Source organism: Roseovarius halotolerans, from assembly GCF_900172255.1.
GTDB classification, from domain to species: Bacteria; Pseudomonadota; Alphaproteobacteria; order Rhodobacterales; family Rhodobacteraceae; genus Roseovarius; species Roseovarius halotolerans.
Genome location: NZ_FWFU01000001.1, coordinates 1,068,011 through 1,091,291, shown reverse-complemented (window position 1 = coordinate 1,091,291; position 23,281 = coordinate 1,068,011). Strand labels below are relative to the sequence as shown.

The 23,281-nt window shown below is 63.6% G+C and carries 25 protein-coding genes; 22 read left to right on the top strand and 3 right to left on the bottom strand.

The window, feature by feature from the left end; all coding sequences use genetic code 11:
- The first annotated feature begins 245 nt into the window (after nucleotides 1–245).
- The 3 genes from ROH8110_RS05340 (at nucleotide 246) to ROH8110_RS05330 (ending at nucleotide 3,198) form a co-directional block, all read left to right on the top strand.
- Nucleotides 246–461, top strand: coding sequence for a transcriptional regulator domain-containing protein (locus ROH8110_RS05340; protein ID WP_036176795.1), 216 nt, complete (start codon nucleotides 246–248; stop codon nucleotides 459–461).
- On the top strand, nucleotides 388–1,029 hold the full coding sequence (locus tag ROH8110_RS05335) for a DUF2285 domain-containing protein (protein WP_081904500.1): 642 nt from the start codon (nucleotides 388–390) through the stop codon (nucleotides 1,027–1,029). The genes ROH8110_RS05340 and ROH8110_RS05335 overlap by 74 nt, the downstream gene beginning before the upstream one ends.
- A gap of 162 nt (nucleotides 1,030–1,191) precedes the next feature.
- Nucleotides 1,192–3,198 (top strand): AAA family ATPase, encoded by a 2,007-nt coding sequence (locus tag ROH8110_RS05330; protein ID WP_036176798.1) that lies wholly within the window; start codon nucleotides 1,192–1,194, stop codon nucleotides 3,196–3,198.
- A gap of 155 nt (nucleotides 3,199–3,353) precedes the next feature.
- Here the strand turns inward: ROH8110_RS05330 and ROH8110_RS05325 are convergent, their stop codons facing one another.
- On the bottom strand, nucleotides 3,354–3,641 hold the full coding sequence (locus ROH8110_RS05325) for a DNA -binding domain-containing protein (protein ID WP_036176810.1): 288 nt from the start codon (nucleotides 3,639–3,641) through the stop codon (nucleotides 3,354–3,356).
- A 469-nt stretch (nucleotides 3,642–4,110) separates the two neighbouring features.
- Here ROH8110_RS05325 and ROH8110_RS05320 point away from each other — a divergent pair, with 469 nt between their 5' ends.
- The 10 genes from ROH8110_RS05320 to ROH8110_RS18425 all read left to right on the top strand — a co-directional run bounded on the left by ROH8110_RS05320 (nucleotide 4,111) and on the right by ROH8110_RS18425 (nucleotide 11,609).
- Nucleotides 4,111–4,383, top strand: a complete 273-nt coding sequence (locus tag ROH8110_RS05320) for a helix-turn-helix transcriptional regulator (protein ID WP_036176815.1) — start codon at nucleotides 4,111–4,113, stop codon at nucleotides 4,381–4,383.
- A complete protein-coding gene (locus ROH8110_RS05315) occupies nucleotides 4,384–5,412 on the top strand; it encodes a replication initiator protein A (protein WP_036176818.1) in 1,029 nt (342 codons plus the stop codon).
- Nucleotides 5,409–6,062: a ParA family partition ATPase gene (gene parA / locus ROH8110_RS05310; protein ID WP_036176821.1), complete on the top strand. Its 654-nt coding sequence runs from the start codon at nucleotides 5,409–5,411 to the stop codon at nucleotides 6,060–6,062. Before ROH8110_RS05315 ends, parA begins: the two co-directional genes overlap by 4 nt.
- Entirely contained in the window at nucleotides 6,059–6,313 is a 255-nt protein-coding gene (locus tag ROH8110_RS05305) for a hypothetical protein (protein ID WP_036176824.1), read from the top strand. Before parA ends, ROH8110_RS05305 begins: the two co-directional genes overlap by 4 nt.
- Nucleotides 6,310–6,828 (top strand): DUF2840 domain-containing protein, encoded by a 519-nt coding sequence (locus ROH8110_RS05300; RefSeq protein WP_036176827.1) that lies wholly within the window; start codon nucleotides 6,310–6,312, stop codon nucleotides 6,826–6,828. The genes ROH8110_RS05305 and ROH8110_RS05300 overlap by 4 nt, the downstream gene beginning before the upstream one ends.
- Nucleotides 6,825–7,370, top strand: a complete 546-nt coding sequence (locus ROH8110_RS05295) for a S26 family signal peptidase (protein ID WP_036176830.1) — start codon at nucleotides 6,825–6,827, stop codon at nucleotides 7,368–7,370. The genes ROH8110_RS05300 and ROH8110_RS05295 overlap by 4 nt, the downstream gene beginning before the upstream one ends.
- Complete coding sequence (locus tag ROH8110_RS05290) at nucleotides 7,349–7,786, top strand: DUF736 domain-containing protein (protein ID WP_425466425.1); 438 nt, start codon at nucleotides 7,349–7,351, stop codon at nucleotides 7,784–7,786. Before ROH8110_RS05295 ends, ROH8110_RS05290 begins: the two co-directional genes overlap by 22 nt.
- 229 nt (nucleotides 7,787–8,015) lie before the next feature.
- Nucleotides 8,016–8,702 (top strand): lytic transglycosylase domain-containing protein, encoded by a 687-nt coding sequence (locus tag ROH8110_RS05285; protein ID WP_200879666.1) that lies wholly within the window; start codon nucleotides 8,016–8,018, stop codon nucleotides 8,700–8,702.
- A gap of 313 nt (nucleotides 8,703–9,015) precedes the next feature.
- Nucleotides 9,016–11,070 carry a relaxase/mobilization nuclease domain-containing protein gene (locus ROH8110_RS18995; RefSeq protein ID WP_034827204.1) on the top strand — a complete coding sequence of 685 codons (2,055 nt, stop codon included), beginning with the start codon at nucleotides 9,016–9,018 and terminating at the stop codon, nucleotides 11,068–11,070.
- Between the two features lie 281 nt (nucleotides 11,071–11,351).
- The gene (locus ROH8110_RS18425; protein ID WP_034827205.1) at nucleotides 11,352–11,609 is read left to right on the top strand and encodes a hypothetical protein; all 258 of its coding nucleotides are present in this window, start codon (nucleotides 11,352–11,354) and stop codon (nucleotides 11,607–11,609) included.
- A 138-nt stretch (nucleotides 11,610–11,747) separates the two neighbouring features.
- On the opposite strand, the gene ROH8110_RS05275 is transcribed toward ROH8110_RS18425, so the two are convergent.
- Nucleotides 11,748–12,857 carry an ArsO family NAD(P)H-dependent flavin-containing monooxygenase gene (locus ROH8110_RS05275; RefSeq protein WP_034827223.1) on the bottom strand — a complete coding sequence of 370 codons (1,110 nt, stop codon included), beginning with the start codon at nucleotides 12,855–12,857 and terminating at the stop codon, nucleotides 11,748–11,750.
- 256 nt (nucleotides 12,858–13,113) lie between these two features.
- Nucleotides 13,114–13,422: an ArsR/SmtB family transcription factor gene (locus ROH8110_RS05270; protein ID WP_085817021.1), complete on the bottom strand. Its 309-nt coding sequence runs from the start codon at nucleotides 13,420–13,422 to the stop codon at nucleotides 13,114–13,116.
- A gap of 104 nt (nucleotides 13,423–13,526) precedes the next feature.
- Between ROH8110_RS05270 and ROH8110_RS05265 the strand changes: the two genes are divergently transcribed.
- From ROH8110_RS05265 to trbJ, 9 genes are all read left to right on the top strand, one after another.
- Entirely contained in the window at nucleotides 13,527–14,567 is a 1,041-nt protein-coding gene (locus ROH8110_RS05265) for a permease (RefSeq protein WP_034827206.1), read from the top strand.
- A 131-nt stretch (nucleotides 14,568–14,698) separates the two neighbouring features.
- On the top strand, nucleotides 14,699–15,688 hold the full coding sequence (locus tag ROH8110_RS05260) for a LysR family transcriptional regulator (protein WP_233346795.1): 990 nt from the start codon (nucleotides 14,699–14,701) through the stop codon (nucleotides 15,686–15,688).
- 123 nt (nucleotides 15,689–15,811) lie between these two features.
- Nucleotides 15,812–17,791, top strand: coding sequence for a conjugal transfer protein TraG (locus ROH8110_RS05255; RefSeq protein WP_036173421.1), 1,980 nt, complete (start codon nucleotides 15,812–15,814; stop codon nucleotides 17,789–17,791).
- A gap of 11 nt (nucleotides 17,792–17,802) precedes the next feature.
- Nucleotides 17,803–18,264 carry a ribbon-helix-helix domain-containing protein gene (locus ROH8110_RS05250; protein WP_034828596.1) on the top strand — a complete coding sequence of 154 codons (462 nt, stop codon included), beginning with the start codon at nucleotides 17,803–17,805 and terminating at the stop codon, nucleotides 18,262–18,264.
- Nucleotides 18,265–18,458: 194 nt separating this feature from the next.
- Complete coding sequence (trbB, locus tag ROH8110_RS05245) at nucleotides 18,459–19,406, top strand: P-type conjugative transfer ATPase TrbB (RefSeq protein ID WP_425466427.1); 948 nt, start codon at nucleotides 18,459–18,461, stop codon at nucleotides 19,404–19,406.
- A complete protein-coding gene (locus ROH8110_RS05240; protein ID WP_034828598.1) occupies nucleotides 19,403–19,735 on the top strand; it encodes a TrbC/VirB2 family type IV secretion system protein in 333 nt (110 codons plus the stop codon). The genes trbB and ROH8110_RS05240 overlap by 4 nt, the downstream gene beginning before the upstream one ends.
- A complete protein-coding gene (locus ROH8110_RS05235; protein WP_026782251.1) occupies nucleotides 19,735–20,016 on the top strand; it encodes a VirB3 family type IV secretion system protein in 282 nt (93 codons plus the stop codon). The genes ROH8110_RS05240 and ROH8110_RS05235 overlap by 1 nt, the downstream gene beginning before the upstream one ends.
- A 13-nt stretch (nucleotides 20,017–20,029) precedes the next feature.
- Nucleotides 20,030–22,516 carry a conjugal transfer protein TrbE gene (gene trbE, locus ROH8110_RS05230; RefSeq protein WP_034828599.1) on the top strand — a complete coding sequence of 829 codons (2,487 nt, stop codon included), beginning with the start codon at nucleotides 20,030–20,032 and terminating at the stop codon, nucleotides 22,514–22,516.
- A complete protein-coding gene (gene trbJ / locus ROH8110_RS05225; protein ID WP_034828600.1) occupies nucleotides 22,513–23,274 on the top strand; it encodes a P-type conjugative transfer protein TrbJ in 762 nt (253 codons plus the stop codon). The genes trbE and trbJ overlap by 4 nt, the downstream gene beginning before the upstream one ends.
- Nucleotides 23,275–23,281: the final 7 nt, after the last annotated feature.

Genomic DNA, 23,281 nt, shown 5'->3' with positions numbered 1-23,281 from the left:
AATTTTCCGCCGATCCGGCGACGCGGATCGGCGTTGCGGCCATGCCCGATCACATGGCCGCGCTCGCCGGGCTGCGCCCGGCTCGCAAAATCACGCAAACACTGTTAAGAATAAAATAACTATAAGTGTTCTGGATATACGAACAACGTTTCAGATCATACAGACTATCTCCCGCATAGGTCGTGCCCGAAACTCCTTGGTCCGGGTGTCTCCCCAAGCACCCGTGAGTAAAGGGAGGGTGCGCCATGCTGAAGATCAATTGGCGGGCGCCGGCGGCCTACAGGCACACGCGCAAGATTCCCGCCGCCGGATTCGCCTGGGAGTATCTGCGTCGCAACGACGATTACCGAGAGGACTTCCGGCTTCTCGTCCGCGCGAAGCGCCCGGATGCGACCGAGCTGGAAGCCTTCGCCCGACGCTGGGGCTTGCGATTTCCCGCACGATCCCGACGCCGCGCCTGACCGCGACCCGCTGTTCTGGTCGCCCCGGTTTCAGCCGCAAGCCGTCAAACTGGTGCCGGCCGAACCGGATGAGACGGCCAGCCAGCCGACCGTCGTTCTCGCCCATCTCGACGGCCTCGACCTGCGCCGCGCCGCCGATGGCTGGCACGGCATCTGGCAGGCGGATGGCGTCGAGCACCAATTCTGGCTGTCCCAATCCGTGCCGGATGCGGCGGCGTTCTACGCCGTCGAACTGCCTCTGGACGACTTCATGGAGCTTCGCGCCCATGCGGCGCGGCGCTTCTGGCGATCCCTCAAGGGCCGAACGCCTGGCCCCGACTTCCGCAACATGCCCGCCCAGCTCCGGCAATGGCATATCCTGTCCCTGCGCGCCCTCGACGCCCGGCTGCGCGGCGAGAGCTATCGCACCATTGCCGAAGTCCTGCTTGGCTTTCGGGGCGCTAAGGAGGACTTCGAGAGCGATCCGAGCAAGAACAAGGCGCGTCGCCTCGTTGCCCACGGCATCAGGATGATGCGCGGCGGCTATCGTCTGCTGCTACACTATCCGATCAGGATTCAACCAAGGTAAGGTATCTTGCTATCGGCGTGGTCTCGACGGTAGCCGTATCAATTGTCGACCTTTGCGCGATGTGCTGCGGATGAAGCATCGCGTACTTCGCGAGTATAAACATTGAAGCGCGTTCGTTCGGTGATAGGCTCGGATGGGTGCTAATGGCAGGGGGGTAATAAAGTGAAGTTAGTTAAAGCGCGCGTTCAAAACTACCGTAGTGTTCGGGATACCGGTGAATTCGACGTAGAGGACGGCAAGACGATTCTCGTCGGGCCGAACGAGGCCGGTAAGTCCGCCGTTCTTCAGGCGCTACAACAGATATCTCGGCCCGACGAGGTGAAGCCATTCGATCAGCTTCGTGATTACCCGCGCGCGCTGCTCAACGACATCACGACAGGTAAAGTGAAGCCGACGAATGTTCCTGTCGCGACGGGTTGGTTCGCACTTGATGAGGACGACGTGGCTGAGTTGCCAGCGTCGCTTCAGTCGAGCGAAATTACTTATCGGTTCACTCGCTACCTTGATGATACGTTTACAAACCAATTGGAGGGCGCGCCCGACAGGCCATCCTACGGTGATTTGGAAGCCGATCTCGTCCGTCTCGTACGCCACCTCGACGCTCAAGCCGGTGATGAAGAGCCAAAACCAAGTGTGTCGCTATCCCAGATCACGGAGGGCTGGCAGAAGCATACCGTTGTTACGGGAGACAAGGCGCAGACTATGTCGAAGTGGCTCAGCGACATGCTCGCCGTTGTGAATGAAGATGACGAGCGCGAGAATACCCGGTTAGCAAAGATACGGGAGCGCGTGTCTATCTCCATCGACCGGGACGCCGCTGTCGCCACCCTGCGTAAGCGACTTCCGGTTTTCGTGTTGTTCAGCAATTACTTCCGTGTCCGCCCACTCATCCACCTCGGACATCTCGCGCAGCGGATCGCAAGCCAGGCATTCGATGACGATCAATACGACTACGGGAATGTTTGCCTTTTAAAGTTGCTTGGTCTCGACGCAGCTAAGCTGTCCGCGATGGGCAAGTCCGGCGTCGATGCGCATGGACAGCAGAATGCACAGCTCGATACGATCCGGGACGAACTCGACGCGCGGCAATATCAACTCAACGCGGCTAGCATCCGGCTAACGAAAGAGATCCGTTCGGCATGGAAGCCGAAAGTCGATCGAGGCGAGGCCGACACCCTCCGCATCACTTCGGACGGCCAGTACCTCAAAGTGGTTGTGGTGGACGACCTGGGCGTTGAAGTTGAACTCGATCAGCGGTCAGAGGGCTTTCAGTGGCTGGTCTCGTTCTTTGTGGTCTTCTTTGCCGAGGCTGAGGATAAGCACGAGAACGCCGTCCTGCTACTGGATGAGCCCGGCTTGCACCTTCATGGACTTAAACAGCGTGACTTCCGTGATACCCTTTCTCGCCTCGCGGAGGGCAACCAGACGCTCTACACAACGCATTCGCCGTTTCTCGTCGGACCCGACGAACTCGATCGCGTGCGTGTGGTGGAAATGACGGATCGGGAGGTCGGGACGAAAGTCCACACCAGCGTCACATCGAACGATCCCGCAGCCCTGCTGCCCCTACAGGAAGCTCTCGGCTACGACCTTGCGCAAAGTCTCTTCTCCCAGCAGCGCAACTTCATCGTCGAAGGGTTGACCGATTTTTGGTATGTCGGTGCCGTCTCGGAACTATTCGAGGAGGCGGGCCAGGACGGTCTTCGGAAAAACATAGCCGTGATTCCGGCCGGAACGGCGGGAAAGGTCGTTTATTTCGCGACGATCCTCCATGCACACAATTTGAGGGTGGCCGCACTTCTAGATTCTGACAGCGCAGGAGATTCCGCCGCCCAACAAGAAACGCTTATTCATAGTGTCGGGCATAAGGGTATCTTACGCACGGCCGATGTGCTGGATGGAACAGTGACCAATCCGGAGATCGAGGATTTGCTCCGAACCACCTTGGCCTCCGTTGCAAAGGATGAACTCGGTCATGAGTTGCCGGCGGTGACGGGCCAAACATCACGCTCGATGGCCTCGATCCTCAAGTCAGAGAAGCTGTCCAAATATCAGCTTGCCAAAGCATTTGTGCGGTGGTGCCGGAACCACAGCCTAAATGACTTGCTGGCAGAAGAGCGATCAGCTTGGGAAAAGCTATTTGCAAAGGCGAACTCTGCGCTGAAGTAGCACGCGCGACTGCCGCTCTTGCTGGCCTAGTGGTGCACGCAGACGTTCGTACAGGCCGCAGCGAACGTCCGTAGCCGCCCGACCAATCGCAACGCCGCCACTGTAGCAGCCATGTTGGGCAATTCTAGCCTACATAGTGGTCAGAATTCGCCTTTTCACGTCTTATTGGCAGCAGCCTGTTCCAGTATCCGCTTGTAACCCTCACGCGAAAGCCATTGCGCGCGTTCGAGATGGCTTTGCCAGCATCGGCGTGTCCTGAACTCGTCGCCGACCGGATCGCGGTGCAGCACGATTTGCGCCACTTCCTTCCAGTCCGCGCCTTCCGCCTTCGCGTCGAGCAGCCGCAGATAGGTCACGAAATGCGCTTCGTCATAAGGCGTGATGTCGTTTCCCGTTGGCGCTTCATCGTCCACATCGGGATCGAGTTCGACGGGCGTTCGCATCGTCGTTCCCCTTCTACCCGGGAGCCGTGGTTTGCGGTGCGCCCCCGCAATTGGCCCCTCTGACCTGGTGATCGGGGAGTTAGTAACCGTGACTAGACGGCCCTATGACCTTTAGGCGGGCAGCCCTGGACATACGCCATAGGCTCCCCGACCATAAGGTTCGAGGATGGTGGTGCCGTCACGGTCGGCACCTACCGCTAGTCAGGGGTTACTAAGCCCCAAAGCAGCGCGTCTGCTCCGCGTTCAGTCTTACCCGACCCGCACGGGATTGTCTTCGGCGAATTGGCGCGCGCCCCACTGACACGCTGAATCTCTCCATCTTTTCAGTCTGATCCCGCCCCGGAGGGGGGTGCCGCCAGCGCGCGTGCGCAAATGCGGCACGCTACAGGCCGCCGGTCCCTCGCCATGGTTCGCCATAGCGCGCCGCCGTCATCGGCAGCGCCATCCACTGACGAACCGGAGGTCATCCATGGCGAACCGCCGCAATGCGGACCTGCCGCCGCGCCTTCTGCGCACACAGGAAGCCGCACGCTTCCTCGGCATTTCGATCCGCACCCTTGAAAAGCACCGCACCTACGGAACCGGCCCGCTCTATCGAAAGATCGGCGGCCGTGTCCTCTATACCCTGCGCGATCTGGAAGCTTGGAGCGCCATCGGCACGCGCAAATCCACCAGCGACACAAGTGCCGGCACCGTCTTCGCCGCGCGCCCGCTCACCCCCGAAGAGCGGGACGAGTGCTGAATGTTGCGCGACGACGATGACAGCCCCGCGCAGCCGACCGACACCAGCGAGCGCAGCCGCCTCGACCCCTTTGTGGTCGCGACCGGCGACGCCGCGCCGCGCGACCAGCGCGACCTGATGGAACGGCCGTTCTTCTCGCTGGCGAAGCGGCCCCGCACAAAACCGATCCTCTATCAAACCGCCGATGTCGAGGTGCAGGTGTTCGCCATGCCCGAGCACGGCATGGCGACAATCTGGGATGCCGATGTGCTGATCTGGGCCGCAAGCCAGATCGTCGCGGCCGAGAATGACGGTTTCACCACGTCGCGCTTCTTTCGTTTCATGCCCTACCAGCTCCTGCGCGCCGTGGGGCGGGCCACCGGCAACCGGGATTACCTGTTGCTCAAGGCCGCGCTCGCCCGCCTGCAATCGACCGTCATCGCGACGACGATCCGTAACGGGAAGCATTGGCGGCGACGGCAATTCTCATGGATCAACGAGTGGGAGGAAATGACGACGCGCGCCGGCCGCGTCGAGGGCATGGAGTTCGTCCTGCCCGAATGGTTCTACAACAGCGTCATCGACCGTTCGCTGGTGCTGACCATCGACCCGGCCTATTTCCGGCTGACCGGCGGCATCGAGCGCTGGCTCTATCGCGTCGCCCGCAAACACGCAGGGCGCCAGCCCGAGGGCTGGGCTTTCGAGATCGCCCACCTTCACCAGAAATCCGGCAGTTCGGCGCGGCAGTCCGATTTCGCGCTCGACCTGCGCCGCCTCGCAGTTCGTCAGTCGCTGCCCGGTTACAGCCTCCAGATCGAGTGGGAAGACGGGCGTGAACTGCTGCGCTTTGTCCCCGAAAATCTATCCACAGTGCCTGTGGGAAACCATGTGAATCCCATCGGGACATTAGGCGCACGGACTATCGGGACATTAGGCGCAAATCGCACGCCGTACTCTATAGAAGAATCTAACAATAAAACTAACTCTTCTTCTTTGACGCGCGCGCACGCGACCCATGGTGCCGGTGCCGCGCGGCGCGGTGCGCCATGATCGTGGCGTTCCTCAATCAGAAGGGCGGCGTCGGCAAGACCACGCTGGCGCTGCATCTCGCCGGGGCCTGGGCGGCTGAAGGACGGCGCGTCATCCTGATCGACGCCGACCCGCAAGGCTCCGCGCTCGACTGGTCTGAGCGGCGCAGCCATGAGGGGCTGCCGAGGTCGTTTAGCACCATCGGCCTGGCCCGTGACACGCTGCACCGGGAAGCCCCGGAGCTGGCCCGCGACGCCGACATGATCGTCATCGACGGGCCGCCGCGTGTCGCCGGCCTCATGCGCTCCGCGCTGCTCGCCGCCGACCTCGTGCTGATCCCGGTGCAGCCATCCCCCTTTGATGGCTGGGCGTCGGCCGAGATGCTGACGCTTCTGAATGAAGCCCGCATCTACCGGCCCGAACTAGCCGCCCGTTTCGTCCTCAACCGTTGCGGCGCGCGCACGATCATCGCCCGCGAGACGGCCGAGACGCTGGCCGATCACGATCCGCCCTTGCTCACCGCCACCATCGGCCAGCGCGTGGTCTTTGCTGACGCCGCGCAGTCCGGCCGGCTTGCATCCGAGATCGACGTCGACAGCCCCGCCGCCCGCGAGATCGCGGCGCTGGCCGTCGAGATAGATCGGCTGCCCATCGGGAGAACCTTGCCATGACCGGGCGCATCCGCAAGCCCGGTTTCGCATCCCGGCCGGGCAATCCCGAAAGCTGGATCAGGGCGGGCGAAACGCCACCGAACGGCAAAGCCGCCGGCGAAGCGTTCACCGCCCGCCTGACCATCGACATCACGCCCGAGCTGCGCGGCCGCATCAAGGTCGCAGCCTTCCGGCGTGGGATCACCGTCACCGACATGCTGCGCGACCTGCTGGCGCGCGAATTTCCATCCTCCGAGGGAGATCAACCATGACCGGCAATGCGGCGCACCGCTTGCACGGCCGTCCGCTGCCGGACGAACCCGCGCCTTTCACCACCTTGGTCGAACTGACCTTCCAGAAACGCAAGATCGAGCACTGGATACGCTTCGGCCGCAAGAGCTACGAACAGATACTCGACCGCCGCCGCAGCATCGTCGGCTTCGCGCCCGGCAGCATCTTCGCCTTCGTGCGATGGGCGTCCGGCGCACATGGCACGATCGTTTCCCGCATCGACATCCTGCGTGCCATCGGCCGCGGCGAGCCGTTCCAGACGCTGCCCTTCGTCCGTCCCGGCGGCGACATCCTGTTGCGTCTCGATAGCTGGGCGAAGGTGCAGCGCGCATTGCAGGCCATCGACGCCGTGGAAGCGCTCGGCCTCGATCCTGCCGACATATCCCCGGAGCACTGGCGGCACGTCCACAATCGTCTGACTGCCGGTCTGGAGCCGCACGCCTATACGCCGGAGCGACACGCCGCCTGGCTCGGTCGCCAGAGGATCGACCCATGACGCGCCGCCGTATCCTCACGGTAACGGCGTTGGCCGTCACGGGCATCGCAGCCGCCAGCGTCGCCGATTGGCCTGCGAAACTGATCTGGAACGCGACCGCCAGCGCGCCCATCGGCTTCTACACGGTCAGGCCGGCCGACGCGCTCGACGTGCCGGAGCTGGTAGCCGTCATGCCGCCCGAACCGCTGGAGCGATTCATGGTCGAACGCGGCTATGTCGGGCGCGGCGTGCCGCTCCTGAAGCGCGTCCTCGGACTGCCGGGACAGCGGGTCTGCCGTTTGCGATCCGCGATCACGGTGGACGGGATCGAGATGGGCGAAGCGCTCGACCGCGACCGGATCGGCCGCGATCTACCCGTCTGGCAGGGCTGCCGCGTCATCGCCTCCAGCGAAATCTTCCTCATGAATTGGGAGGTCCGCGACAGCCTGGACGGCCGCTATTTCGGACCCATCCCAGCAAGTTCTGTCATCGGCCGAGCGGTCCCGCTCTGGACCGATGAGGAAGGCGACGGCCGCTACGAATGGCGCGCGCCGACCCAATGACCGCTTCCCCATCGGCGGGAGCGGTGCCCGCCGATGGTTTTCCCAACCTCACCGCCAAGGAGACTGTCATGCCCCAGATTGGTGAATTTGCGCGCGACGAGGCCGGCTTCATCGGACACTTCGGGACGCTCTTGCTGCATCAGGACATCATCATCGTCGCGGCTGAGTCGTCCGACGCGGAGAACGCACCGGATTATCGCGTTCACCTGTTCGACGGCATGAGCAACGAAACCGGCCCGGAGATCGGCGCGGCCTGGAAACGCACCGGCGAGAAGGCCGGCGAATATCTTTCCGTGCTGCTGGACGATCCCACGTTCCCGCATCCGATCCGCGCCAACCTGTTCCGCGACGACGACGCGGGCGCGTCGTGGTCGCTGCACTGGAGCCGCCCGAAACCGCGCGACGAGCGGGACTAAGGCCATGCAAACCCGCGTCATTCCCGCACTCAAGACCCTCATCCCGTTGTTCGCGGAAAGGCCGTCTCATCCCGTCGTCCCGCTCGGGCGCAAGACGGCCGGCGCGCGCAGCGCAGGTCAGGGGCGGCCATCGGCCGGCGCTTGCGCCTTGCCCTTGACCGCAGCGAGCACGCCGGCAGGCTGGGCTCAAAGCGGAGACAGGGCTGTATGGCGCTATGCCGTTCTGATAATGACCGCCATGCTGTCACTCGGCGCGGGATCGGCAATGGCCGTTGCGCAATCGACGCCGATGGTCCGGCCCGCCGCCGTCGATCCCAACGCCGCCCACATTGCCGAAGCGGCGCGGCGCTTCGGCATCCCCGAGCACTGGATTGTCGCCGTGCTGCGCGCCGAAAGCGCGGGCGACGTGCGCGCGGTGTCATCGGCCGGCGCGATGGGGTTGATGCAGGTCATGCCCGACACCTGGGCGGGCCTGCGCATCCGTCATCGGCTCGGCCGCGATCCCTACGACCCGCGCGATAACATCCTCGCAGGCACGGCCTATCTGCGCGAGATGTTCGACCGCTACGGCAATGTCGCGGCGATGCTGGCAGCCTACAATGCCGGTCCCGGTCGCTACGACGAATACCTTGCGACCGGCCGCGCATTGCCACCGGAGACCCGCGCCTATGTCGCCGCGCTAGCGCCGATCCTCGGCGGCGAGGCTTCTCCCGATGCAGCGCCGCCACCGCCCGACTGGCGCGAAGCCCCGCTCTTCGTCACGCGCCCGGCCGACGCGCGGACTGCCGCCGCGCCGCCATCCGGGGCGCAATCCGGCGACGGCCGCGCAACCATTCCGGTGCGCGATCCTGCCGATGCGGAGCCGGAAACCGGCAGCATTTTCGTGGCCCGCGCCGACGACGAGGGAACGCCATGAGGACGGCGATCCGGCGCACGGCGCGACCCGTTCCGGTGTCCAGTCAGGCAGGTTTGCGCCTGGCTGGAATCCCGGTGGGAAGGACGGAAAGGGCGATAAGAAGGGAGGGCAAGATTGAAGGAACCGGCACCATGTCGGGCCGGTTTCCGAAATTGTTGTTGTCTGCACACTGGTTAGGCCGCCGTTTCCGGCACCATGATCTTGAGCGGCGGAGTGCCGCGATTCCGTGCAACGCCCTGGCCTTGCAGGCTTTTGTTCGGCACCATGGCCGCCGATTGCCCGATTTTCCGCGATTTCGGCCGGAGGCGCATCCATGAGCGCCGATGACGAAAACCGCTTCCGGCCAAGGCCCGGCCGCATCCGCTCGGACACCCCACGCGCGGGCAAGACCAAGAGCTTCCTCACGCAGGCGAAGAAGATCGCCCGGCAGCAGCGCCGCACCTCGCCCCGAGGCGGTTTCGGAACGGCGGCGTTCACATCCGCAACCCCGGCCGGTTCGCATACGGTCCTGTCGAGCGGCAAGGGCGTGAAGCGCGGGCGCGGCGCGGTCTTCGTCCGCACCCGCAATCTCGGCGGCGGCTGGCATCATCGGCAGCCGGGCGCGCGTCGCGTCATGGTTCAGCAGCGCTACATCCTTCACCCTGGAAAGGGCCGGAAGGCGCACTCCCATCTGCGCTATATCCAGCGCGACGGCACCTCGCGCGACGGCGAGCGCGGCCAGCTTTATTCGCGCACCGAGGACCGCGCGGATGGCGACGCCTTCCTGGAACGCGGCCAGGATGACCGCCACCAGTTCCGGTTCATCGTCTCGCCCGAGGACGGCGCGGAGCTGTCGGACCTTACGGCCTATACCCGCGACCTCATGGGCCGGATGGAAGCCGACCTCGGCACCCAGCTCGATTGGGTGGCGATCAATCACTACAACACCGGCCATCCCCATGTGCATGTCATCGTCCGGGGCAAGGACGATCTGGGGCAGGATCTGGTCATCAACGGCGACTACATCGTTCATGGTGTCCGCGAACGGGCCAGCGAGTTGGCGACGCTGGAACTCGGTCCCGTTCGGGAGATCGAGCAGACCCGCAAGCTCACCGCCGAGATCGACCAGGATCGTTTTACCCGCATCGACAGGGCCATGGTCGAGGAAGCCGACCGACGGTTCCTCGACCTGCGCCACGAACCGGGGGAGCCAAAGCGGCAGTTCGAGCACACGCTTCGCCTGCGCCGGCTGTCCAAGCTGGGGCGGATGGGCCTCGCCACCGAACACGCGCCCGGCGTCTGGGAATTGAACGAGCGGCTTGAATCGACCCTGCGCGAGTTGGGCGAACGCGGGGACATCATCCGCACCATGCAAAGATCGCTCGCCGCCGATGGGCTTGAGCGCGATCCCATGACCTTCCGCATCCATGAGGGCGCACCCGCTGCACCCGTCACCGGCCGCGTCCTCGACAAATATCTCGCCAACGAGCTGGGCGACAATCTCACCGTCGTCGTGGACGGGATCGACGGACGGATGCACCACATCGCCAACATCGACCCCATGCAGTTGGAGGATGCCCGGATCGGCAGCGTCATCGAGATCGGTCGCACCGAGGCGACGGCCCGGCCGTCCGACCGCACCATTGCGACAATCGCCGAGGGCGGCATCTATCGCCCGAGCCGTCATTTGGAGCAGGCGAAGTTCGAGGGACATGTTCCGGGCGGAGACTATGAAGGCTATGTCGATGCCCATGTGCGCCGACTTGAGGCGCTACGCCGCACCCGGATCGTCGAGCGGATCGACGCTGACCAATGGCGCATCCCCCCCGACTTCGAGAACCGCGCCGCCGCCTATGACGCCGGTCGCGACAGACAGGCCAGCGTTCGCGTCCTTTCTCCCGTGAATCTGGACAGGCAGATCGGATCGGACGGCGCGTCCTGGCTGGACCGGCGACTGATCCATGGCGAGACGGCCGATCTTGCACCGACCGGTTTCGGCCAGCAGGTGCGCGAGGCCATCGACCGCCGCCGCGAGCATCATGTCGAACAGGGCGATGCTACCCGCGCACGCGACGGCCGCGTGCTCTATCGGCGCAACCTTCTCGCCATTCTGCGCGAGCGGGAGGTTTCCCGCGTCGGCGTGGAGATGGCTGAAAGAAAGGCGCTGCCGTTCCGCGCCACCACGGACGGCGAGAACGTCAGCGGCAAATTCACCGGAACCGTGCAGCTATCCAGCGGCAAGTTCGCCATCGTCGAGAAGGCGCACGAGTTCACGCTTGTCCCTTGGCGGCCGGTCATCGACCGCCAGCTCGGTCGCGAAGTTATGGGCGTCGTGCAGGGCGGATCGGTGTCGTGGCAATTGGGGCGACAGAGGGGTCTCGGATTGTGACGGGATCAAACTCCAACGAGAACGTCGCACACGTAGTGGCGGTTCGGGAATAACACAGCGCTCCTTTGTTCGATGCGAGGAAAATTGTTTTGACCGGAGCGCTCACGGCAATCCGAAGTTCAACGACTTATCGGCAGCCAGGGCAACAGCGGAGAGATGGTCCGGCGAAGCGGCGCCTGCCCCGCGACTATGGTCGCTTCGATACCGTCGAGATTCACGATGATGGACCAGGAAGCGTCACCTGGGATGCTCTCAACGGAACTGTTCCAGGGTGGGGCACCATGGGCGTTGTTGGCCTTATCGCCTTCGCTGCAATGCCGCTTGCCTTGCTCTCCTCTACGCCTAACGGGAAGGAAAATGCGAACATGCGCTCTGTCTGGATCTGCTCGGGCAACGATGTGATTGCCAATCTCGCTGTATGGCGGCCGGGTTCGGCTTTTTCGGCACCGGAACGGGATGGCTCGACATCATCATGGCGACACTGGCGCAGCAAAGAGCGGCACGATCGTCCGACGGGCTATGTCCGCGTTCCGGAATGAGCGTCGAGCCAATCCACTATCCAGCTCGAAATGAAGCTTCCTGTGGTTCTGAAGGGCGCCCGATCCGAAGAATGGAGGCACAGTAATTCTCTCAATCCGTTTCAGTTCGCTCTTTCTGTCATCGATTTGATCCACTTTTCATATGTGGTCTGGCTGTCCAGTTACAGATTTGTGGGCAGTTTCGTTGCTCTCAACGCATCGCTCTATCTCACGAACAGTATCTCGAGCGGTGCGTGCCGAACCGACAAGAGTTGCCGAGGCAAATCCGGTCCAGTCTCCATAACCCAGAAGCCAGAGACGCGGTTCATCGATCGAACGCGTTCCAGTCACCGCGATCTTGCCATCGGTTTGCTTGATGCCCAGGCCATCGAGATGATCCAGAGCGGGATGAAAGCCCGTGCACCAGATAACCGCGTCGACGGCGGTCGTTGTTCCGTCCTCCCAGACAACGCGGTCTTCCGTAAAGCGGACAGGAGGGCGCACGCTCCGAAGGATGCCGCGATCCCTGGCTTCGAGCACCGAAGGGACCATTACGATATCTCCCAGATCGGATAGAGGAGCACCGCCCTGAGGGCTCCCTTCACCGTAACGCGCGGAAGCCCGGTCGAACAAAACCCGTCCGTCCACATCGTCTGGCAGGAATTTCGGGGGGTGGAGCGTCGCCCAGATCGTACCGGCAACCCTCGAAAGTTCCGCGTAGATCTGGGCACCGGAGTTTCCACCGCCGATGATCAGGATACTTTTGCCCGTCAGTCCTTCTGGCGAAACGTATTCGGCAGAATGCAGCTGTTGCCCACGGAAGGTTTCAGCCCCGTCATAGTGCGGAATGTACGGCTTACTCCACGTGCCGGTCGCGCTGATCACCGCCTTTGCGAGCCACGTACCGTTGTCGGTTTGAACGCGCAGCGCGTTGGGCTGTTTCTCGATATTTTGCACGCGAACCGGTCTTTCGATCGGCAGTCGATAGCGGTTTTCGTAATCTTCCAGATAGTTGAGCACTTCGATGCGTGTTGGAAACCCATCACCTTTCGAAGGTGGCATTTGCCGTCCCGGCAGAGAACTGTACTCAGCGGGAGAGAAAAGCCGCAACGAATTCCAGCCTCGCTGCCAGGCGCCACCGGGATTACGCTGCGCATCGAGAATAACAAAATCGAGATCGCTTTTGCGAAGATAGTAGCTGGCGGACAGGCCAGCCTGACCGCCGCCAATGACAACGACGTCAACCACCAATTCGTTTGTATCGTTCATGTGTTCGGCCCCACTCATGGATTGACAGGCGATTGCAGACCGGCGCTTTCCCCGTCGCCGACTCACGGCAACAGAAAAGGCCCGGTTGGCGATCGGAGGTTTCAGCTCAAATCAGACGGAAACGTCGGTGTCGGGAGAGATTGGAACCATGCTCCGGGCGGCAGCCCTGGCATACGTCGTCAGTTTCGAGCCAAGCACCGTCTTTCCGGGTCGGTTTCCGATTTTTGCCTGTCCTTCATGCATCTGCGAAAATCGATCACGCGGCATCTTTCCCCTCCGCATCACCGGCGCAACACTCTTCCATAAGGAAGTCGATCAGCCGTTCGAGGTTCTGGAACTCGGGAATGCAGATGGTCGTTCGGCTGTGTTTTTCCTGCCGGATGAGTCGCACCTTCGTCATTCGTGCGAGATGATGTGACAGGGTAGACGCCGGGATGCCGAGTTCTTTCTGGATTTCCCCGACCGATGCGCCCTCATGCCCAGCCCTCACCAGGAAGCGGAAGACCGCCAATCGATGCGTGTTGCCGAGCTCGGTCAGGCTGTCTGCGGCTTGTTCGTGATCCATACCGTCCTCCATTAATTCGAGACCTCTAGAAATATGGTTGACCCGAGCGCGATAAGCAACTAGATCAGTGGAAATTTCGACATATCTAGAAGGATGGTTTCATAATGTCACCCCAACTGCAAGACACCCTCGGCATGTTCGTCTTTCTCGCTGTCGAACTCTCGGTTCTGTTCATCGGGATCAGTGCACTGGTTGGCGTTCTCCAGCGTCATATTCCCCCGGCCAAAGTGGAAGCGTTGCTCAGCTCCACCGGTACTCGCGGCTATCTCCTCGCCGCAGGTCTTGGGGCAATCACGCCCTTCTGCAGTTGTTCGACCATTCCGATGCTGAAGGGTTTGATCCGAGCGCGCGCCGGGTTCGGTCCGATGATGGTGTTTCTCTTCTCCTCCCCGCTCCTGAACCCGGTTGTTGTCGTTTTGCTGGCGGCCACGTTCGGACTGACTCTCACATCCACCTACGTGATTGCCGCCCTTGCAGTATCGCTGGGTGCCGGATGGCTGATGCATGCGTTCGGTTTCGAGCGGTATATCCGTCGCACAGCAACGAAAGAGACCGGCGGATGTGGCTCGTCGCAAAGCCAGTGTGGTGCTGCACCGGCCGTACCGGATTGCGGAAGTCCGAAAACCGATAGCTGCGGCTCTCGGTCGGAAAGCGCCTGCGGCGACACCGCAATCAAGATCACTCCTGCGTCCGGCAGCTGCTGTGACAGCCAGTCTTCCGTCCGAACGAAGGAGACGGGAAAATACAGCGGTGTGTGGCGGGATGCATGGATCGACTTCGTCGACGTGTTACCCTATCTGCTCGTCGGCATTGCGCTCGGCAGCTTGATCTACGGATTCATGCCGACCGCTCTGCTTGAGCAGTATGCCGGTCCGGACAATCCGTTCGCTATTCCTGTTGCCGCCGTCATTGGCGTGCCGCTGTATATCCGCGCAGAGGCGGTCATACCGCTCGCCGGGGCTCTTATGGCGAAAGGAGTGGGCGCAGGGACCGTCCTTGCACTGATCATCGGAAGCGCCGGGGCCAGTTTGACCGAACTCATCCTGCTGCGCTCCCTCTTCACGATGAAGCTTCTCGTGGCATTCGTCGGGGTCATCTTCGCCATGGCGATGATCGCAGGCTACGCGACCTACCTGTTTTTCTGACTTAGATCAGAGATGATTAAGTCCTCAAACCACTTGGATACCTTTCGCAGTCTTGGCCTTTTCTCTCCCGGCCAAGGCCAAGACTGCCGCCGGATGACAGGGGGCAGTTAGCGATGCGACGGAGACGGCGTTTGACGCTGACTTTAGATAGTCGATCGGGTATGCCTTCCCGGCTGGGATCACGCATTCCCCTTGTGTCGCTCATCCACACACTCGCCGTTGCCGAATATCTGAACTTCCGTCACGCTGCTAACGCGCTGGGTGTCAGCGTTTCGACTGTCAGCACCCGTGTGAAAACCTTAGAGGAAGACCTAGGCATCCTTCTGTTCGAGCGTCACGCACGCGGCGTCCGGCTAACCGATGCAGGTCATCGCTTTATCGAGCAAGTATCAGCGGGCGTCGATCAACTCGACCATGCGGTGAAGACCGCCGGCTTGGCCGCCTCGGGCGAGTGCGGTCGCCTGCGTCTCGGCATCCACGCCCTTATCCCGCGCAGCTTCCTCGCGGAACTCATCGCACAATATCGGGAGACCCATCCGGGCATCGCAGTCGAGATCACCGAAAGCACGGCCCGCGATGCGGTGATCCAGCTTCGCTCCGACCTTCTGGACCTGGCGTTCGTCGCCGGCCCGGCCGAGTTGCCCGATTTCCATTCCCGGCGCATTTGGACCGAGCCGCTGGTGGCGGTGCTGCCGGAACGGCATCCGCTCGCTGGGCAGTCGACCGTCACATGGCCTGATCTGGCGGGAGAGACCTTTCTCGTGCGCTATGACAGCACCGGCCCGCAGGTCCACGACCATATCATCCTGCGCCTCGCCGGGCGCTTGCCGCCGCCCTCGATTCAGCGCTTCGGTGTGGGGCGCGGCACGCTGCTGTCCATGGTCGAGCAGGGTTTCGGCATCACCATCGTCGGGGCCGCCACCGCGTTGCTGCCGACGACCGGCCTCGTCTTCCTGCCGTTCGCCGACGAGCCGGAGCCGGTTTCGTTCTCGGCCATCTGGTCGCCGTTCAACCAAAGCCCGGCCATCCGCAACATGCTGGTCCTCGCGGGCAAGCTGGGACGCATCTGCGATTCGGCTCCGGGTGGCATCCAGAATGAGCCGCGCGAGCGCCCGCAATGACGTGACCCGTCCTATTTGCCGCCGATAGTATCCGGCAGCCCTCCCGTATCCGTTTTCCTGTTGCCTGTAGTGGATTTGCCTATTCTCTGATCGGCTCCGTCTCTTTGTCCGACTGGAGCCCGTATGCGCGGAGGCCGAATCCTTTGGGGTCAGATTGCTATCGTCTTCACCATCGTTCTGGTGATGACCTGGGCGGCGACGCAATGGGTCGCCTTTCGCCTCGGCTTCCAGCCGCAGCTTGGAGCACCGTGGTTCGAGCTGGCGGGTCTGCCGGTCTATTACCCGCCAGCCTTCTTCTGGTGGTGGTTTTCCTTCGACGCCTATGCGCCCGCGATCTTCGTCGAAGGTGCGATCATCGCCGCGTCCGGCGGCTTCATTGCCATCGCCGCCGCCATCTTTATGTCGATCATCCGCGCGCGGGAGGCGAAGAACGTCGCCACCTACGGATCAGCGCGATGGGCGGAGGACAAGGAAATCCGCGCGGCCGGATTGCTCGGCCCCGATGGCGTCCTGCTCGGCCGCTACGAACGCGACTATCTGCGCCACGACGGTCCCGAGCATGTCCTTTGCTTCGCCCCGACGCGCAGCGGCAAGGGCGTCGGCCTCGTGGTGCCCACGCTCCTGACCTGGCCGGGAAGCTGCATCGTCCACGACATAAAGGGGGAGAACTGGACGCTGACAGCCGGCTTTCGCGCAAAGCACGGCCGCGTCCTGCTGTTCGATCCGACCAACGCGAAGTCGTCGGCCTACAATCCGTTGCTGGAGGTGCGACAGGGCGAGTGGGAAGTCAGGGACGTGCAGAATATCGCGGATATTCTGGTCGATCCCGAAGGCAGCCTCGACAAAAGAAACCATTGGGAAAAGACCTCCCATTCCCTGCTTGTCGGCGCGATCCTGCATGTTCTCTATGCCGAGAAGGACAAGACGTTGGCGGGCGTCGCCAGCTTCCTGTCCGATCCGCGCCGCCCGGTCGAGGCGACCTTGCGCGCGATGATGGACACGCCGCATCTTGGGCCGAGCGGCGTTCATCCCGTCATCGCATCGTCGGCGCGGGAGCTGTTGAACAAATCCGAGAACGAACGGTCGGGCGTGCTCTCCACCGCCATGTCGTTTCTCGGCCTCTACCGCGATCCCGTGGTGGCGCGTGTGACGGCGCGCTGCGACTGGCGCATTGCCGATCTGGTCGAAAGCAAGGAGCCGGTCAGCCTCTACCTCGTTGTGCCGCCATCCGACATCAACCGCACCAAACCGCTCATCCGCCTGATCCTCAACCAGATCGGCCGCCGGCTGACCGAGGACTTGAACACCTCCGGCAAGCGCCACCGCCTGCTGTTGATGCTGGACGAGTTTCCGGCGCTCGGCCGGCTCGACTTCTTTGAGAGCGCCCTGGCGTTCATGGCCGGCTACGGCCTCAAATCCTTCCTGATCGCGCAGAGCCTCAACCAGATCGAGCGCGCCTACGGCCAGAACAATTCGATCCTCGACAACTGCCATGTCCGCGTCAGCTTCGCCACCAATGACGAACGGACGGCCAAGCGGGTGAGCGACGCTCTCGGCACCGCGACCGAGTTGCGCGATTCCACCAACTATGCCGGCCATCGCCTCGCGCCCTGGCTCGGGCATCTCATGGTGTCCCGGCAGGAGACGGCTCGGCCATTGATGACGCCGGGCGAGATCATGCAGCTTCCGCCCACCGATGAAATCGTCATGGTCGCGGGCACGCCGCCGATCCGCGCCACCAAGGCGCGCTACTTCGAGGATTCGCGGTTCACTGAACGCCTCCTGACCCCACCCGATCCGGCGGCCGGTCCCGCCACGAACCCGTCATCCGATGATTGGTCGAGCCGGTTGGTCGCGCAGAAGGGCGATGCCCAGTCCATGGCTAGCGGAACGGAAGGCGATCCGGCCAATGCCGGCATCCGCCGTGAACCGGAATTGCCCGAGCATGAGGAAATCGTTCCGCCGCCGTCTCCGGCGCGGGAGTTCGACATCCTTGACGACGAACCGGACCTGGACGCGGCCAAAGCCCGCGCCCTGCGTCAGCGCATGCGCGCGGTCGCCCGGCAGGCGTCGATGAACCCCGATGACGGGATCGAGCTTTGAGGAACCCTCCCATGGCCACACGAACCCGCATGAACGTCTATTTCGATCCCGAATTGCTGCAACAGGTCGAGATGCTGGCGCTGCGCCGCAATGTCTCCAAATCCGCCATCGTGGAGGCGTCCGTCGCTTCCTTCCTGTCCGGCGACGCAGCGGATCGGCTGGAGGCGGCCATGACGCGCCGCCTGGACAGGCTCGGCCGACAGATGGACGGGCTCGACGAAGATCTCGCCGTGCTCGGCGAGACGCTTTCGCTGTTCGTCCAGTTCTGGTTGACGATCACGCCGCCGATCTCCGACACCGGGCAATCGTCCGCCCGCGCGAAAGGCGTGGAACGGTTCGAGGGCTTCATTCAGACCCTCGGCAAGCGCCTCGCCACCGGAGACAGGTTCCTCAAGGAGCTGTCGCGCGATGTCGATTCGCTTGGGGACAGTCCCGCGCAGCGGCCGTCCGACCCCGATAGCGACCGACCCTGAATTTTCAAACCGTCCTATTTGCCGCCGATCACCGCCGGTGGCCGCACGCGCGTAAATAGTTGTTGAGTCGGCCAAAAATCAGGTTCTTTTAATCGACCCCGATGCGGGGACCGACTGTCGTGCGCCCCGTCGAAAGCGGGGCCGACATGACTGCCACACATCACAGACCGGAGGCGATCCAGCGCGGCGCGCGGATGCTGCGCACGGCGCTCGGCCCGGCCATTGCCCGGTTTCTGGAAGACCCGGCCGTGGTCGAGGTCATGCTGAACCCGGATGGCCGCATCTGGATCGACCGGCTGTCCGAAGGATTGGCGGATACGGGCGAAACGATGCCGCCGGCCGATGGCGAGCGCATCGTGCGCCTGGTCGCACACCATGTCGGCGTCGAGGTTCATGCCCGCAGTCCCCGCGTTTCGGCCGAGCTTCCCGAGAGCGGCGAACGCTTTGAAGGCTTGCTTCCCCCGGTGGTTTCCTCGCCGGCCTTCGCCATCCGCAAGCCCGCCGTCGCGGTGTTCACGCTCGACGACTATGTGTCCGCCGGCATCATGTCCGCCGATCAGGCGGAAACGCTACGCGCGGCCGTCGCATCCCGCGCCAACATCCTCGTGGCGGGCGGCACCAGCACCGGCAAGACCACACTGACCAACGCGCTTCTGGCCGAAGTCGCCAAGGGCGCGGATCGTGTCGTCATCATCGAGGACACTCGCGAGCTGCAATGCGCCGCGCCCAACCTTGTCGCTATGCGGACGAAAGACGGCGTGGCGACGCTTTCCGATCTGGTCCGTTCCTCGCTGCGCCTGCGCCCCGACCGCATCCCCATCGGCGAGGTGCGCGGATCGGAAGCCCTCGATCTGCTCAAAGCATGGGGCACGGGCCACCCGGGCGGGATTGGCACCATCCACGCAGGCACCGGCATTGGCGCGCTGCGCCGGCTTGAACAGCTCATTCAAGAGGCTGTCGTCACCGTCCCGCGCGCCCTGATCGCGGAAACCATTGACCTTGTTGCCGTCCTTTCCGGGCGCGGTTCCGCGCGCCGGCTGGCCGAACTCGCCCGCGTCGAAGGGCTGGGGCCGGACGGCGACTACCGCATCACGCATCTCAGCCCCTTGGCAACCCCCACCAGAACTGGAGACCCCGAATGATCCGTCATACCATGCGCATCCGCCGCCACGTCGCCACGGCCGCGACCTTCACCTATGTCGGCCTCTTCATGGCTCCGGCCGCCCATGCCTCGGGATCGTCGATGCCGTGGGAAGCGCCGCTCCAATCCATCCTCGAATCCATCGAGGGGCCGGTCGCCAAGATCATCGCCGTCATCATCATCATCGTGACCGGCCTGACGCTGGCCTTCGGCGACACCAGCGGCGGTTTCCGTCGCCTGATCCAGATCGTGTTCGGCCTGTCCATCGCGTTCGCCGCATCGAGCTTCTTCCTGTCGTTCTTCTCGTTCGGCGGCGGGGCGCTCGTCTGATGGCGGGCGGTCTCGAACAACTGGACGCGGTGCCGGGATTCTCGATCCCGGTCCACCGGGCGTTGACCGAGCATATCCTGCTCGGCGGCGCTCCGAGAAGCATCGCCATCATGAACGGGACGCTTGCCGGGGCCGTGGGTCTCGGCCTGCGCCTCTGGCTGGTCGGCATCGCCATATGGGCCATCGGGCATTTCGCGGCGGTATGGGCGGCGAAGCGCGATCCCCAATTCGTCGAAGTCGGGCGGCGGCATCTGCGCATCCCGGCTTTTCTGGCGGTCTGAGGGGAGCCCATCCATGATGAACCTTGCCGAATACCGCCGCACCGCCGCGCGCCTCGCCGACTATCTGCCCTGGGCGGCGCTGGTCGGTCAGGGTGTCGTGCTCAACAAAGACGGATCGTTCCAGCGCACCGCGAAGTTTCGCGGTCCCGATCTGGATTCCGCCGTCGCCGCCGAGCTAGTCGCCGTCGCCGGTCGCATCAACAACGCCGTGCGCCGTCTCGGCTCCGGCTGGAGCATCTTCGTTGAGGCGCAGCGCAGCGAGGCCGCGACCTATCCCGACAGCGCCTTTCCCGACGCCGCCTCGGCGCTGGTCGATGCAGAGCGCAAAGCGGGTTTCGAAGAAGCCGGCACGCATTTCGTGTCCGGCTATTTCCTGACCTTCCTCTGGCTGCCCCCGGCCGAGGAAGCCGCCCGCGCGGAAAGCTGGCTCTACGAGGGTCGCGAGCAATCCGGCGTGAACCCGTGGGAGGTCCTGCGCGCCTTCATCGATCGCACCGATCGCGTGCTGGCGCTGCTCGACGGATTCATGCCGGAGTGCCGCTGGCTCGATGACGGGGAGACGCTGACCTACCTCCATTCGACCATATCGACCAATCGCCACCGTGTGCGCGTGCCCGAGGTGCCCATGCACCTCGACGCGCTGCTGGCCGATCAGCCCTTGACGGGCGGGCTGGAGCCGCGCCTTGGCGACGCGCATCTGCGCGTCCTGACCATCGTAGGTTTCCCGACCGCGACGACGCCTGGCCTGCTCGACGAGATGAACCGGCTGCCGTTCCCCTACAGGTGGAGCACGCGCGCGATCCTGCTGGACAAAGTGGACGCCACAAAGCTCCTGACCCGCATCCGCCGCCAATGGTTCGCCAAGCGCAAGAGCGTCGCCGCGATTCTGAAAGAGGTGATGACCAACGAGGCGTCCGCCCTTGTGGACACTGACGCCGCGAACAAGGCGCTCGACGCCGACATGGCGTTGCAGGAGCTTGGGGCGGACGTGGCGGGCATGGCCTACGTCACAGCGACCGTCACCGTATGGGATGCCGACCCGCGCCTTGCCGACGAGAAGCTGCGCCTGGTCGAGAAGATCGTTCAGGGCCGCGACTTCACCGCCATGCCCGAGAGCGTCAACGCGGTTGACGCATGGCTCGGCAGCCTGCCCGGACACGCCTACGCGAATGTCAGGCAATCGCCCATCAGCACTTTGAATCTCGCCCACATGATCCCGCTTTCGGCGGTGTGGGCGGGGCCGGAACGGGACGAGCATTTCGGTGCGCCCCCTTTGCTCTTTGGAAAGACCGAAGGCTCAACCCCGTTCCGGTTGTCTTTGCATGTCGGCGACGTAGGGCACACCCTTGTCGTCGGCCCCACGGGCGCGGGCAAGAGCGTGCTGCTCGCCCTCATGGCGCTCCAGTTCCGCCGCTACGAGGCCAGCCAAGTCTTCGCCTTCGACTTCGGCGGCAGCATCCGCGCCGCGTCGCTCGCCATGGGCGGCGACTGGCATGACCTTGGCGGCGGGCTGACAGAAGGGGCCGAGGCGTCCGTCTCGCTCCAGCCGCTGGCCCGCATCCACGACACCTATGAACGCGCATGGGCGGCGGACTGGATTGCCACCATCCTCATGCGCGAAGGCATCGCCATCACGCCCGAGGTCAAAGAGTATCTTTGGACGGCGCTGACTTCGCTCGCCTCCGCGCCGGTCGAAGAACGCACGATCACCGGCCTTGCGGTGCTGTTGCAATCCAACGATCTGAAACAGGCGCTCCGGCCGTTCTGCGTCGGCGGTGCCTATGGCCGGTTGCTCGACGCCGAGACAGAGCATTTGGGATCGGCGGACGTGCAGGCGTTCGAGATCGAAGGGCTGGTCGGCACCGGCGCGGCCCCGGCCGTTCTGTCCTACCTGTTCCATCGCATCGGCGACCGGCTCGACGGCCGCCCCACGCTGCTCATCATCGATGAAGGCTGGCTTGCGCTCGACGACGAGGGATTCGCCGGCCAGCTCCGCGAATGGCTGAAGACGCTGCGCAAGAAGAACGCCAGCGTCATCTTCGCCACGCAAAGCCTGTCCGACATCGACGGCAGCAACATCGCGCCCGCTATCATCGAGAGCTGCCCGACGCGGCTCCTGCTGCCGAACGAGCGCGCCATCGAGCCGCAGATCGCGGCCATCTATCGCCGCTTCGGCCTCAATGACAGGCAGATCGAAATCCTCGCAAGGGCCACGCCCAAGCGGGATTATTACTGCCAAAGCCGCAGGGGCAACCGCCTGTTCGAGCTGGGCCTGTCCGAAGTCGGCCTCGCCCTCTGCGCCGCATCCGCCAAATCCGACCAGACCCTCATTGCGCAGATCGTTGCGGAGCACGGCCGCGATGGTTTCCTCGCCGCATGGCTGCGCGAGCGCGGCGTCGAGTGGGCGGTCGAGCTGATCCCCAACCTCACCAATCTTGCCGACCGGCCGGAATCCGCCGCGCCGGCCCGACTCGATACCCCACAGGAGATTCTTCCATGACCTATTCCAAGTTTGTCGGGGCCTCGGCCCTTGCGCTGGCGCTCGCCATTCCGGTCGCGCTTTCGCCCATGCTGGCAAGCCCGGCCCATGCGCAATGGATCGTCTATGATCCGACCAACTACGCGCAGAACGTGCTCACGGCCGCGCGCACGCTGGAGCAGATTAACAACCAGATCACCTCGCTCCAGAACGAGGCCCAGATGCTCATCAATCAGGCCCGCAATCTGGCGAGCTTGCCATATTCCTCGCTCCAGCAGATTCAACAGAACGTCAGCCGCACGCAGCAGCTTCTCAGCGACGCGCAGAACATCGCGTTCGACGTGCAGAACATCGACCAGGCGTTCCAGAGCCAATACGGCAATGTGTCGCTGTCGGCGACCGACGCCCAGCTTGTCGCCGATGCGCGCGACCGTTGGCAAAACACGGTCGGCGGCTTGCAGGACGCCATGAAGGTGCAAGCCGGTGTCGTCGGCAATATCGACAGCAACCGCGCCGAGATGGCCGCGCTCGTCGGCCGGAGCCAGGGTGCGACCGGCGCATTGCAGGCCACGCAGGCCGGCAATCAGATCCTCGCCCTCCAGTCGCAGCAGCTTTCCGACCTGATCGCCATGCTCGCCGCCAACGGCCGGTCGGAAGCGCTGATCGAGGCCGAGCGTGCGACGGCCGCCGAACAGGGCCGTGTCCAGCGCGAGCGCTTCCTGACCCCCGGCAGCGGCTACCAGCCGGGCAACGCGCAGATGTTCAACGGCAACAACTGACCACGGG